At 70.7% G+C, this 12,867-nt stretch carries 13 protein-coding genes; 7 read left to right on the top strand and 6 right to left on the bottom strand.

What is annotated here, in order from left to right; all coding sequences use genetic code 11:
• Positions 1 to 63: 63 nt before the first annotated feature.
• From FJM51_RS08485 to FJM51_RS08470, 4 genes are read right to left on the bottom strand one after another with little or no spacing between them, the layout of a single operon-like run.
• Positions 64 to 624 carry a sarcosine oxidase subunit gamma gene (locus tag FJM51_RS08485; protein ID WP_140453694.1) on the bottom strand — a complete coding sequence of 187 codons (561 nt, stop codon included), beginning with the start codon at positions 622 to 624 and terminating at the stop codon, positions 64 to 66.
• Positions 617 to 3,550: a sarcosine oxidase subunit alpha family protein gene (locus FJM51_RS08480; protein ID WP_140453693.1), complete on the bottom strand. Its 2,934-nt coding sequence runs from the start codon at positions 3,548 to 3,550 to the stop codon at positions 617 to 619. Before FJM51_RS08480 ends, FJM51_RS08485 begins: the two co-directional genes overlap by 8 nt.
• On the bottom strand, positions 3,547 to 3,831 hold the full coding sequence (locus FJM51_RS08475) for a sarcosine oxidase subunit delta (protein ID WP_140453692.1): 285 nt from the start codon (positions 3,829 to 3,831) through the stop codon (positions 3,547 to 3,549). The genes FJM51_RS08480 and FJM51_RS08475 overlap by 4 nt, the downstream gene beginning before the upstream one ends.
• A gap of 12 nt (positions 3,832 to 3,843) precedes the next feature.
• Positions 3,844 to 5,094, bottom strand: coding sequence for a sarcosine oxidase subunit beta family protein (locus tag FJM51_RS08470; RefSeq protein ID WP_140453757.1), 1,251 nt, complete (start codon positions 5,092 to 5,094; stop codon positions 3,844 to 3,846).
• A gap of 136 nt (positions 5,095 to 5,230) precedes the next feature.
• On the opposite strand from FJM51_RS08470, the gene FJM51_RS08465 reads away from it, so the two are divergent.
• The 7 genes from FJM51_RS08465 to FJM51_RS08440 all read left to right on the top strand — a co-directional run bounded on the left by FJM51_RS08465 (position 5,231) and on the right by FJM51_RS08440 (position 9,644).
• Positions 5,231 to 6,208, top strand: a complete 978-nt coding sequence (locus FJM51_RS08465) for a GlxA family transcriptional regulator (RefSeq protein WP_140453691.1) — start codon at positions 5,231 to 5,233, stop codon at positions 6,206 to 6,208.
• Positions 6,209 to 6,343: 135 nt separating this feature from the next.
• A complete protein-coding gene (locus tag FJM51_RS08460; protein ID WP_233713051.1) occupies positions 6,344 to 6,631 on the top strand; it encodes a hypothetical protein in 288 nt (95 codons plus the stop codon).
• Positions 6,632 to 6,635: 4 nt separating this feature from the next.
• On the top strand, positions 6,636 to 7,034 hold the full coding sequence (locus tag FJM51_RS08455; protein WP_140453690.1) for a hypothetical protein: 399 nt from the start codon (positions 6,636 to 6,638) through the stop codon (positions 7,032 to 7,034).
• Positions 7,031 to 7,198 carry a hypothetical protein gene (locus FJM51_RS23740; RefSeq protein WP_181164492.1) on the top strand — a complete coding sequence of 56 codons (168 nt, stop codon included), beginning with the start codon at positions 7,031 to 7,033 and terminating at the stop codon, positions 7,196 to 7,198. Before FJM51_RS08455 ends, FJM51_RS23740 begins: the two co-directional genes overlap by 4 nt.
• A 5-nt stretch (positions 7,199 to 7,203) precedes the next feature.
• Positions 7,204 to 8,643, top strand: a complete 1,440-nt coding sequence (locus FJM51_RS08450) for an APC family permease (RefSeq protein ID WP_233713050.1) — start codon at positions 7,204 to 7,206, stop codon at positions 8,641 to 8,643.
• Between the two features lie 55 nt (positions 8,644 to 8,698).
• A complete protein-coding gene (locus FJM51_RS08445; RefSeq protein WP_140453689.1) occupies positions 8,699 to 9,376 on the top strand; it encodes a hypothetical protein in 678 nt (225 codons plus the stop codon).
• The gene (locus FJM51_RS08440; RefSeq protein WP_140453688.1) at positions 9,357 to 9,644 is read left to right on the top strand and encodes a hypothetical protein; all 288 of its coding nucleotides are present in this window, start codon (positions 9,357 to 9,359) and stop codon (positions 9,642 to 9,644) included. The genes FJM51_RS08445 and FJM51_RS08440 overlap by 20 nt, the downstream gene beginning before the upstream one ends.
• Here FJM51_RS08440 and FJM51_RS08435 read toward each other — a convergent pair.
• Together FJM51_RS08435 and FJM51_RS08430 are read right to left on the bottom strand one after the other, a co-directional pair.
• Positions 9,641 to 10,606 (bottom strand): phosphate acetyltransferase, encoded by a 966-nt coding sequence (locus tag FJM51_RS08435; protein WP_140453687.1) that lies wholly within the window; start codon positions 10,604 to 10,606, stop codon positions 9,641 to 9,643. The genes FJM51_RS08440 and FJM51_RS08435 overlap by 4 nt on opposite strands.
• 1 nt (position 10,607) lies before the next feature.
• Entirely contained in the window at positions 10,608 to 12,800 is a 2,193-nt protein-coding gene (locus tag FJM51_RS08430) for a DUF3141 domain-containing protein (RefSeq protein WP_181164491.1), read from the bottom strand.
• Between the last annotated feature and the right edge of the window lie 67 nt (positions 12,801 to 12,867).

Below are 12,867 nucleotides of genomic sequence, written 5' to 3'. Positions count from 1 at the left end.
ATTTTACTCACAAGGGTCAGGCTATTCCCGCGGGTGAAATTTTACAACTCTCCCGAATAGGGCCTAAGCCGCGGCGATACGTCCCGCCGCGGCTTCGAGCGCGTGCCAGAGCGAGGCGGCCGAGGACCGGGCGCCGAGCACCGCGAAATGCTCGGGCGCCCGGCGGATGACGAAGACGCCCATGTGCTCGAGCCCCGTCCGCCGCGCGCGCCCGGGAACGAGGGAGGCGGGGTCGAGGTTGACGAGCTTCGCGAGCAGGCGCTCCGCCAACCCCTCGCCGGCGGCGGAGACGATCTCGACCGCGGTCCAGCCGTCGGTCTGCTCGGTCACCGAGGCCCCCGGCGCCTCCGCCCTGAGCGCCGCGGCGAAATCCTCCGCCGCGCGGCCGGGCGCCTCCACCATCCACTGGCCGGGACCGGTCCAGAAGGCGGCGACGCCCTCTCCCGCGGTCCAGCCGGCGGGGCCGGGCAGCGCGAGGCCGAAGGGCGCGGGCGTCTCCCCGCCCCGGCGGAGCGCCAGCGAGGCGAGCGCGAGATCGGCGTTCTCGCTCAGCGTGAAGGAGCCGAGCCGGGTCACGCGGGGCGCGGCCGCGCCGAGCGCGGTCAGGGGGGCGAGATCAGTCACGCAGGCGTCCTCCCTCGGGATCGACGAAATGGGCGCTCACGACGCGGACCCGCGTCGCCTGGCCCTGAAGCGGGTTCGCGGCGATCACCACCTCGCCCATCCGCTCGGCGCCGCCTTCGAGGAAGCCGAGGCCGATCGCGGCGCCGACATGCGGCGAGTAACAGGCGGAGGTGATCCAGCCCTCGTCGGTCTCGGTCCGCCGCTCCGCGCCTTCGGCGAAGAGATGCGATCCCGCGACGACGGGGCCGACCGGATCGACCGGCTGGAGGCCGACCAGCACGCGCCGGTCGGCGGCGAGGCCTTCGCGGCGCGACATGACCGCGCCGATCGAATCCTTCTTCGCGCTCACCATCCGGCCGAGACCGAGCATTCGCGCCGTCGTCTGACCGTTGAGCTCGTTGCCCGCCGCGTGGCCCTTCTCGATCCGGAGCACGCCGAGCGCCTCGGTGCCGTAGGGCGCGACTCCGAGATCGGCGCCCTTCTCCATCAGCCGCTCCATCAGCGCCGCGCCGTAGCGCGCGGGCACCGCGATCTCGTAGGCGAGCTCGCCCGAGAAGGAGATCCGGAACAGCCGCGCCCGGAGCCCGCCCGCGACGGTGAGGCTCGCGCAGGCCATGAAGGGGAAGGTCTCGTTCGAGAGGTCGAACCCGTCCACCACCCGTTCGAGCAGCACGCGCGCCTTCGGCCCCGCCACCGCGATCTGCGCCCAGGCGTCGGTCGTCGAGATGAGCTGGACGTCGAGCTCCGGCCAGAGGCACTGGCGCGCGAATTCCATGTGGCGGAAGATCGGCACCGCGTTCGCCGTGGTCGTGGTGACGACGTAGTGATCCTCGGCGAGACGCGCGCAGGTGCCGTCGTCCCAGGCCTGCCCGTCCTCGCGCAGCATGAGGCCGTAGCGGACCATGCCGACCTTGAGGCTCGCCATCGCGTTGCAATAGAGCCGGTCGAGGAACGCGCCCGCGTCCGCGCCCTGCACGTCGACCTTGCCGAGCGTGGTCACGTCGCAGAGCCCGACGCCGGAGCGTACCGCCAGCACCTCGCGATCGACGCTCTGGCGCCATTCGGTCTCGCCGGGCCTCGGGAAATACTGCGCCCGCATCCAGGGGCCGACCTCGGTGAAGACCGCGCCGCGCGATTCGGCCCAGGAATGGGTCGGCGTGAGCCGCCGCGGCCGGAAATGCGCGCCGGTGTCGCCGCCGCCGAGCACCGAGAGCGCGACGCCGGTATAGGGCGGGCGGAAGATCGTCGTGCCGGTCTCCGGGATGCGCCTGCCGGTGAGTTCCGCCATCACCGCGAGGCCGGTCACGTTCGCGGTCTTGCCCTGATCGGTCGCCATGCCGAGCGTGGTCCAGCGCTTCAGATGCTCGACCGGGCGCATGTTCTCCTGATGCGCGAGCCTGATGTCCTTCACGGTCACGTCGTTCTGGAAATCGACCCAGGCGCGGCGCTTTCCCGGCACATGCCAGAGCGGCTCCGGCGCGGCGAAGCTATCCGTCCCCCGCGGCAGTTCCGGCGCGGAGGCGTCGATCCCGAGCGCGCCGAGCGCCTCGACCGCCGCGCGGGCGCCGCCCTCCAGCGCGCCCGCCGTCGTCATCTCGCCCGCCGCCGCGCCGACGGCGAGAAGGCCGACCGGCCCGCCCTCGCCCGGCACGAAGGCCTGGATCGCGTCGTTCCAGACCGGGCGGCCCCGGTGGTGGGAGGCGAGATGCAGGTTCGGGTTCCAGCCGCCCGAGACGCCGAGCGCGCCGCAGTCGAGCCATTCGCTCCGGCCGTCCGTCGTGACCTCCACCGACTTCAGCCCGAGCCGCCCGCGCGTGCCGGTCACCCGGCCGCCCGCGAAGACGCGGTAATCCCCGAGCGGCTTCGCACCCGCGCGCGGGTCGATCACGCCCGCCACCTCGACGCCCTTCGCGCGCAGGTCAAGCACGGTTCGGTGGCCGTCGTCGTTGTTGGTGAAGACCGCGACCCGCTTCGCCGGGCAGGCGGCCCAGCGGTTGGCATAGGCGCGTAGCGCGCCCGCGAGCATGATACCCGGGCGGTCGTTGTCGGCGAAGGCGATCGGCCGCTCGGTCGCGCCGGCGGCGAGGATCGCGCGACGCGCGGTGATCCGCCAGAGCGTCTGGCGCGGCAGCCCGCCGGGCACCGGCAGATGGTCCGCCACCCGTTCGACCGCGCCATAGATCCCGTGGTCGAAAGCGCCCCATACCGTGGTCCGGCGCATCACGCGCAGGTTCGGCAGGCTCGCGAATTCGGCCTCGAGCCCGGCGATCCAGTCCGCCGCCGCGACGCCTTCGAGCGGCGCCGATTCCGCGAGCAGCCGCCCGCCGAGCCGGAAGTCCTCGTCCGCGAGGATCACCCGCGCCCCGGCCCGCGCCGCCGTCAGCGCGGCGGCGAGACCCGCGGGGCCCGCGCCGATCACGAGCAGGTCGCAATGCAGGAAGCCCTTGTCATAGGCGTCCGGATCCGGCTCGAAGGAGAGGCTGCCGAGGCCCGCCGCCCGCCGGATCGCGGGTTCGTAGAGCTTCTCCCAGAAGGCGCGGGGCCACATGAAGGTCTTGTAGTAGAAGCCCGCCGTCAGGAAGGGCGAGACAAGATCGTTGACGCCGAGCAGGTCGAAGGCGAGCGAGCCCATCCGGTTCTGGCTGCGCGCGTCGAGCCCGTCATAGAGTTCGGCCACCGTCGCGCGCGTGTTCGGCTCGGTCCGCGCGCCGGTCCGGAGTTCGACGAGCGCGTTCGGCTCCTCCGATCCCGCGCTGATCGGTCCGCGCGGCCGGTGATACTTGAAGCTCCGCCCCATCAGCACCGTGCCGTTCGCGAGGAGCGCGGAGGCGAGCGTGTCGCCGGGATGGCCGGAGAAGGCCTTGCCGTCGAAGGTGAAATGGAGCTTGCGCCCCCGGTCGATCAGACCGCCGGTAAGCCGCGTCATTCTCCCCTCCCCCCAAGCGCCACGTCGCGGGCGAGTTCCGCGCCGAGGATCTCGTGCGTCAGCGTGTTCCGCGTCACGACGAGCCAGGAACGGTCGCCCTGCTCGTGGAACCAGAGCTCGCGATGCACGCCGGCCGGATTGTCGCGGAGATAGACGTAGTCGGCGAAGGCGGCCGCGGCGCCCTCGGCCATCCCGTCGGGGCGGTCGATCAGCCGGGCATCGCCGAGATAGGTGAATTCGCTCGAGTCGCAGGGGCCGAGCAGCGGATGGGGGATCAGCATCGTGTCATGCCTTCAATGCAGGTTCGGCTGGGCGCCCACGCCCTTTTCGTCGATCACGTAGCCGCGCTCGAACCGGTCGAGCCGGTAGCCCCGCGCGGTATCGTGCGGCGCGCCGGTCGCCAGAAGATGGGCGAAGGCGTAGCCCGAGGCCGGCGTCGCCTTGAAGCCGCCGTAGCACCAGCCGCCGTTGAGATAGAGCCCCTCGACCGGTGTCCGGTCGATGATCGGCGAGCCGTCCATCGACATGTCCATGATGCCCCCCCAGGCGCGCAGGAGCCGCGCCCGCCCGATCATCGGCATCAGCGCCATGCCGCCCTCGGCCACGTCCTCGATCACCGCCATGTTCCCGCGCTGCGCGTAGGAATTGTAGCCGTCGAGGTCGCCGCCGAAGACGAGCCCGCCCTTGTCGGACTGGCTCACGTAGAAATGCCCGGCGCCGAAGGTGATCACGCCCGGGATGGTCGGCTTCAGCCCCTCGGAGACGAAGGCCTGGAGCACGTGGCTCTCGATCGGCATCCGCATCCCCGCCATCGCCATCACCCGGCCGGTCGAGCCCGCGACCGCGACGCCGACCTTCCCGGCGCCGATATAGCCCCGGCTGGTCTCGACGCCCCGGATCCGGCCGTTCTCGATCCGGAAGCCGGTGACCTCGCAGTTCTGGATCAGGTCGACGCCCGCGAGATCGGCGCCGCGCGCGTAGCCCCAGGCGACGCCGTCGTGGCGCGCGGTTCCGGCCCGGCGCTGGAGGAGGCCGCCCTTGATCGGGAAGCGCGCGTTGTCGAAGTTGAGCCAGGGATACATCGCCCGCACGCCCTCGCGGTCGAGCAGTTCCGCGTCGGCGCCCGCGAAGAGCATCGCGTTGCCCCGGCGGCGATAGGCGTCGCGCTGGCCGTCGGTATGGAGCAGGTTCAGGATCCCGCGCTGGCTGACCATCGCGTTGAAGTTGAATTCCTGCTCCAGCCCTTCCCAGAGCTTCATCGAGAATTCGTAGAAGGGCTCGTTGCCGGGCAGCAGGTAGTTCGAGCGGATGATCGTCGTGTTCCGCCCGATGTTGCCCGAGCCGAGCCAGCCCTTCTCGAGCACGGCGATCCGCGCCTTGCCGAAGGTCCTCGCGAGATAATAGGCGGTCGCGAGCCCGTGTCCGCCGCCGCCGATGATGATGTAGTCATAGGCCGGCTTCGGCTGCGGGTCGCGCCAGAGCGGGCGCCAGCCCTTGTGACCCGTCAGCCCCTCGATCAGTACCCTGAGCCCGGAATAGCGCACCGCGCACCTCACCTTCTTCGCCTCGTTCCGATGGATACCGCCGATCCGCCGCCGGGATTTGTCCGCGACGGCCAGATCCTTGTCCGCGGACGCCATGCCCGTCATATTCCCGTCACGGAGCGAGGGAGGAATCGCCATGGCAGAGAGCACCGCGCCCCGGCGCATCGGTTTCATCCTGACGCCCGACTACGCGCTCATGTCACTCGCGACCGCGGTCGAGCCGCTGCGCGCGGCGAACCACCTCGCCGAACGCGCGCTCTACGAAACCCTGTTCTTCTCGGCCCGGGGCGGCTTCGCGCCCTCGACCTGCGGCGGCGGCTTCGAGAGCCGGCCGCTCGCCGAGGCGGGGGCTGGTCTCGATCTCGTCTTCCTCGTCGCGGGCGGCAATCCGATGCTCTTCGAGGATCCCGCGGTGATCCGCCGGCTGCGCTGGCTCCGCGCGCGCGGCATCCCGCTCGGCGGCATCTCCGGCGGCTCCGCGATCCTCGCGCGCGCCGGGCTGATGGCCGGGCGCCGCTTCACCGTCCACTGGCGGCATATCGACGTGCTGGCGGATTTCTCGGCGGAACTCATGATCGAGCGCGCGCTCTATGTGATCGACCGCGACCGCTACAGCTGCGCGGGGGGCGTGGCGGCGCTCGACATGATGTGCGCGCTGATCGCGCAGGAGCATGGCGCGCCCTTCGCCCGCGCGGTCAGCGACTGGTTCATCCACCCCCGCGTCCGCACCGCGAACGAACCCCAGCGGGCCGGCCCGGGGGAACGGTTCGACCTCCGCCACCCGGTGCTGGAAGCCGCCGTCGGCCTGATGACGAGCCATCTCGCCGACCCGCTGTCCCCCGCCCAGCTCGCGACCCTGACCGGGGTGAGCCAGCGCCAGTTGCAGCGGCTCTTCGGCGCGCATCTCGGACAGTCGATCACCGCCTTCTACCGCGACCTGCGCCTTGACAAGGCGGACGAGCTGCTCATGCAGTCGGCGCTGCCGGTGATCGAGATCGCCGCCTCGACCGGCTTCGCCAGCGCCGCGCATTTCTCGCGCTGCTATGCCCGGCGCTTTGGCCTTCCGCCCCGCGCCCGGCGCGGCGCCGCGCAAGGGGGCGGCAGGCCCGCCTGACGTCGCGGCGACATCCCCCCGCGCAGGATTTCCTTGACAGAAGAAGGGCGATGTATTTTCCTGTGAGAAATTTAACTTGCCCCAAAAGAAAAACCGGCTCGGCCGACCTCCGGCACGAGCCAAGGGAGGAAGACAATGTCGGATCTGCGGCGGCGCATCGGCGCCATGCACAGGCGGGACGTGACCGTCGCCTGGGCCTTCGTGATAGGATTGTGGTTCGCGATCTTCTTCGTCGCGCTCACCACCTGGAACCTCGCTCCGAACGGGGTCGCGCGGGCGATGCTCCTCTTCGCGGGGACGGTCATCCTCGTCTTCAACACCGCGGCGATCCGCGCGATGCTGCGGCACTACCGCGAGGACCGCGACTTCATGTATGGCATGGACCTGAAGTTCCTCGACGCCAGCCGCGAAGCGAAGGGCTGAGCCCATGTCGCGCTACGTTCCCCCGAAGCAGGGCCGTGTCGGCCAGTTCCTCGACGTCGCGGTGCTGCTCGCGATGACCTTCGGCGCGCTCTACGCGCCGCTCTACCTCGGCCTCGCCGGCAGTTCGAAGAGCGTTCCGGCGATCGGCGAGGCGACCTGGGAGAGCCTCGGCCAGAACGCGACCCAGGTGGCGCAGTACCAGGCGCTCGGCCTGACCGATCCCGCCGCAGCCGCGCCGATCATCCTGGCGCGCTACGACTACGGCTTCTCCTGGCTCGCGCTCGCGGTGATGTTCGTCGTCGTGATCGGCTATTACGTGATGATGCTGCGTCTCTCCGACCGGGAATACCGCGATGTCATCGCCGAGAAGTTCGACGGATCGAACGGGAGGACGCGGCGATGACCTTCTGGGGCTTCATGGAATACGCGGCCTGGGCGCTCTCCGCCGTCTTCGGCCTCTATATCGTCACAGACTGGCTGCGCACCGACGCGACCTATCCGGAGGATGTGCTGACCTCCTCCCGGGAAGGCGAGATCGAGGCGATGACCGAAGAGCACCGGATGTGAGCGAAATGAGCGATTTTGACATCACCTCCGATACCATGGACGGCATGGGGCCGCACGGCACCAAGGTCGGCCTGCTCCGCGTCCTCGGCCCCGCCCATGTCTGGGCGCTCGGCGTCGGCATCGTGCTCGTCGGCGAGTACATGGGCTGGAACTTCGCCGTCGGAAAGGGCGGCGCCTACGCGGCGCTGCTCGCCTGCTGGTTCGCCGGCATCCTCTACACCTGCGTCGCGATGATCGATTCCGAGGTCACCTCGACGGTGGCCGCGGCCGGCGGCCAGTATACGCAGGCCAAGCACATCATCGGGCCGCTCATGGCCTTCAACGTCGGCCTCTACCTCGTCTTCGCCTATACGATGCTCGAGGCGGCGAACGCGATCACGGCGGGCTACCTCATCTCCGAGGTCGCGCGGCTGACGGGCGGGGTGGTCGAGCTCGACCAGCGGCCCTTCATCGTGCTCGTCATCATGTTCCTGGCCTGGCTCAACTACCGGGGCGTGCTGGCGACGCTGACCTTCAACCTCGTCATCACCGCGATCGCCTTCTCCGCGATCCTGATCCTGTTCCTCTCGACCTCCGGCATCCTCGGCGCGGGCGAGACGCATCACGCCGAGCTCATGGCCGGACAGGCGGCGCTGCCCTACGGCTGGATCGGCGTGCTGGCCGCGATCCACTTCGGCCTCTGGTTCTACCTCGGCATCGAAGGCACGACCCAGGCGGCGGAGGAAGTGCGCTCGCCGGCGCGCGCGCTGCCGTTCGGCACGCTCGCGGGCATCATGACGCTGCTGATCGCGGCGACGCTGACCTGGTACATCTGCGTCGGCCTCATCCCGTGGGAATATCTCGGGGACGGCGTGAACGGCTCGGTGGCGCCGCTCTTCGACGCGGCGCGGCTCTCGGGAACCCCGGCGCTCGTCTGGCTTCTCGGCATCGGCACGCTCTTCGCGACCCTCGCCTCGGCCAACGGCTGCATCAACGACGCGTCGCGCGCCTGGTTCGCGATGGGGCGGGACAAGTACCTGCCCGGCTGGTTCGGCGCGGTGCATCCGAAGTACCGCACGCCCTACCGCTCGATCATCTTCCTGGTGCCGATCGCGCTCGCCTTCGCGCTCAAGGTGCCGCTCGACCAGGTGGTGACCTTCTCGATCCTGTCGGGGCTGCTCGAATACACGTTCATGCCGCTCAACGTGATCCTGTTCCGGCGCAAATGGCCGATGGGCGTCATCAAGCGCGGCTACGAGCATCCGTTCCACCCGATCCCCGCGATCGCGCTGCTCTGCCTCTGCTCGGTGGCCTATTTCGCGGTATTCCTTGGCTACGGCACGCAGCTCGTCGCGATGATCGTCTTCTACATCGTCGCCTCGCTCTGGTTCCACTTCCGCCGCTACCGCTTCGTGAGCCGCGCCGCGCAGTTCACGATGCCCTGGCCGCGGCCGAAGGGCTACTGACACCAGGCGGCCCCGCCCTCGCAGGGGGCGGGGCCGCCTGATACGGGGAAACACGATGGATCACCCGCTCCTTCTCATCACGCTCGGTCTCGCCCTGGCGCTCGGGCTGAGCGCCCGGCGTCTCTGGCGCGCGGCCCGGCTGCGGCGCGCCGCGCGCGCCGGCTATCTCGGCGCGGTCGACGCCTTGCTCCGCGACCGCCGGGCGCGGCTCGATCCCTCGGGCTTTCCGCGCCTCGCCGGGCGCTTCGAGGGCCGCGCCGTGGAATTGCGCGCGATCCCCGACGCGCTCACCTTCCGCAAGCTGCCGGCGCTCTGGCTGCTCGCGACCCTGACCGAGCCGCAGCCGCTCCGGGGCGAGACGCGTCTCATGCTCCGCCCGACGGGGCAGGAGCCGTTCTCGACCTTCGGCGCGCTGCCCGCCGAGATCTCCCCGCCCCCGGGCTTTCCAGAGCACCTCGCGATGCGGTCGACCGCGCCGGAGGATCTGCCCCCGGCGGGCTTCCTGCTCGGTCTCGCCGGGCTGTTCGAGGATCCCGCCCTGAAGGAAATCGTGCTCTCCCCCCGCGGGCTCCGCCTCGTGCACCTGGCCGAGGAGGCGTCGAGGGGGGCCTATCTCCTGTTCCGGGACGCCGAGCTTGGCCGGGCGCCCGCCCGGGCCCCGCGGGCGCGGGCGCTGCTCGAAACCCTGCTGACGATGTCGGAGAACCTCGCCCGTGCCGCCCGCCCCGCCTGACCGCCGTCCGCCGCGCCCCTGGCTCGTGCTCTGCGTCGCGATCCTGCTTCCGGGCTGCGGCCAGGTGATGAACCGCCAGCCCGTCCGCGGGCTCACCTTCCTCTTCTTCATGCTGCTGCTCGGCGGGCTGACGCTGGCCACCGCGGCGCCCGAGGTGTCGCAGGTCGGCAAGCTCGCCGGCGGGATCTTCGTCTACGCGATGGCGATCTTCGACGCCTACCGCGTGGCCCGGCTGCGCCGGGAGCTCTGGCGCCTCGGCCGCGCCTAGACGGTCGCGGAGCGCGCCCCGACGGCCGCCGCCGCCGCGCGGCGGGAATCGGCGTAGATCGCCGCCACCGCGCAGGAGGCGAGACGGGTCCGCACGCTGTCCGCGCGCGAGGTCAGGATGATGGGAACGCGCGCGCCGAGCACGATGCCGGCGGCGTCGGCATGGGCGAGGAAGGTGAGGTTCTTCGCCAGCATGTTGCCGGCCTCCAGATCGGGAACGACCAGGATCTCCGCGTGGCCCGCCACCGGTCCGCCGATGTCCTTGATGCGCGCGGCCTCGCGGTCGATCGCGTTGTCGAAGGCGAGCGGCCCGTCCAGCAGGCCGCCGGTGATCTGCCCGCGCTCGGCCATCTTGCAGAGCGCGGCGGCCTCGATCGTGGAGGGGATCTTCGTCGTCACCGTCTCGACGGCGGAGAGGATCGCGACCCGGGGTGTCCCCAGTCCGACGCCGGTCCAGAGGTCGATGGCGTTCTGGACGATGTCGCGCTTGGTATCGAGATCGGGAAAGATGTTGATCGCCGCGTCGGTGATGAAGAGCGTTTCCGGATGGCCCGGCACGTCCATGATGAAGACATGGCTGATCCGCCGCTCGGTCCGCAGGCCCGTGGCCGAGGAGGTGACCTCCTTCATCAGCTCGTCGGTATGCAGGCTCCCCTTCATCAGAAGTTCCCCCCTGCCCTCGCGGATCAGCGCGACCGCCTGCGCCGCGGCGGCGTGGCTGTGGGGGGCGTCGACGATCTGACGGCCGGCGAGGTCGATCGCGTGCTCGGCGGCGACGTCGCGGATCCTGAGCTCCGGACCGACCAGCACCGGCTCGATCAGCCCCGCCTCCGCCGCCTCGATCGCCCCCCTGAGCGAGGTCTCGTCGCAGGGATGGGCGACGATCGTCACCGCGGGCGCGCATTCGCGCGCGGCCGCGATCAGTCGGTCGTACTTCCGGCTTCCGGCCGCGCGCGCCTCCATCTCAGGACGCCTCCTCCGTCACGAGTTCGGGCCCGAGGCCGAAGAGCGCCGCGACGCGCCGCAGCCGCTCCTCCCGGGCCTCGTCGGCGGCGCCACGCGCCTCGAGCACGCCGCGCAGCGCGGCGAAACCCTCGCGCCGCTCCGCGATCGGCCCCGGCATCAGGGCGGGGATGGCGGCGAGCGCCGCCTCCTCGTCGATGAGCAGCATCAGGTACTGTTCGCGGACCGCCGCCTTGAACCCGGCCAGCGTCATGCGCGGCAGCGCGGCATAGGCGTCGCGCAGCCGCCGGATCGCCGCGAAGGCGCGCTCGTCCACGTGGTCGCGGTCCATGCCGACCCAGGCGAGCGCGCGGATCAGCGCCTCGGCGAAGCCGCCGCGGGTCATCCCGGCGCGCAATTCCTCGACGCGGCGCGCGACCAGCGCTTCGTGCAGCTTGCTCCGCGCGGCCTTGCGCGGACGCCGCGGCGAGGACGTGTCGATGCCGAGCGCGGCCTGCAGCGCGGGCGTGCCGTAGATCGCGTGGAACGCCTGTTCCGAGGCCTGTTCCGCGGCGACGCGCCAGGCATCGAGCCCGTCCACGACCGCCTTCGACACCAGCGCCTGCGCGGCGAGAAGCGGATTCTCCCCCGCCGAGGGCCGACGGCGGTCGCGAACCCGCTCCGCTTCCGATGCGATCCAGGCCGTCCAGGGGTTCTTCCGCCCGAACATCTCGTAGGAGAGACGCAGCGGATGCATCCGGCGCATGGTCTCCGCCAGCGCCGGCGGAACCATCGCCCGGACCGCCGGCTGGGCGAGCGCGCGGTAGAGCGCGAGGTTGACCTCCGAGACCCGCGCGGCCGCCTCGAACTCGCGCTCGTCGGCGAGGTCGTTGCCGCCGAGCGCGCGGATGTCGTCGAGCGTGCGCGCCTCGCAGCGCATCACCCATTCGCCGGTGACCAGATCGGGATTGGCGATGGCCTCGCCCTTCGGCGTCAGCACCGCCTCGTAGAGCCCCGGGGGCAGCACGTCGATCAGGTCGATGTTCGACGCGAATTCGTCATGCTCCTTCCGCGCGACACTTCCCGAGACGAAGATGCCGAGATGGCCGATCCTGTCGTGGACGGTATAGACGATGGTCTGGCCCCAGGCGCGGATGTCGTCGACGCCGTCGTAGAGATCGAGGATCCAGTCGAGCGCCTGCTGCGGCGGCGTGATGTTGTCGCCCCTGGAGCAGAAGACGACGATCGGCGAGCGGATCGAGCGCAGGTCGATCGCGGTGCCGTCCTCCGCGCGGATCTCGCCGGAGGCGAGGCGGTTGCCGACGAAGAGTTCATCGACGATCCACTGCATTTCCCCGGCGTTGAGACTGACATGCCCGCCCCACCATTGCTCGAAGTCGAGATAGCGCTCGGGCTCGGTGTCGATCCTGGACCAGAGGTTGTACTGCTTGGTCCAGAGCGTGTTGGCGGGATTCTGGTTCTCGAAGTTCTGGACGAGCCAGGCGCCGTCGAAGACCCCGCCGCCGAGGTCGCCGGCCAGCGCGGTCAGCCAGGATCCCCCGAGCAGGCCGCCCGAGTAGCGCATCGGATACTGGCCGCGGACGCCCGCCCAGTAAGAGAGCGGCGTGCCGGCGAGGATGATCGGCCCGAAAAGCTCCGGCCGGAGCGCGGCCAGCATCGTGACCGCCCAGCCCGCCTGACAGTTTCCGATGACGCAGGGCTTGCCCTCGGCCTCGGGATGGAGGTCGATGACCTTCTCGAGAAAGACGGCCTCGGCCGCGGTGACGTCGAGGATCGTCTGGGCCGGGACCGGGTCGGGGAGGAAGCCGATGAAATAGGCCGGATGCCCCGCCTTCAGCGCGACGCCGATCTCGCTGTCGGCCTTGAAGCCGCCGATCCCCGGACCGTGGCCGGCGCGCGGATCGACGACGACGAAGGGACGCTTCGCCGGGTCGACCGTCACCCCCGGAGGCGGGACGATTCGGGCGAGAAGATAGTTGACCGGGCGGGCAAGCTCGCGCCCGTCCATGACGAGCTCGGCCTCGTAGTCGAGCACGTTCGGCGCCGCGGCGGAAGCGTGCGCCTCGTGGCGCGCGGCGCGCCGGCGCATGACGTCGAGGAAGAGGATCGAGCGTTGCCAGGCATCTGTCAGGTATTCCCCGGCGGCGAAGGGGCTGGGCAGCCGCGGGGTCTCGCGGGCCATCTGATCCATCATGCATCCCTCTGGTTCGGAACAGGCGGGCGGATGTCGCGGGCGGAGTGTGCGGGTGCGAAGGGAAAGG

It is taken from the genome of Amaricoccus solimangrovi, assembly GCF_006385685.1.
GTDB lineage: Bacteria > Pseudomonadota > Alphaproteobacteria > Rhodobacterales > Rhodobacteraceae > Amaricoccus > Amaricoccus solimangrovi.
This window is presented reverse-complemented; position numbering and strand designations above follow the sequence as displayed.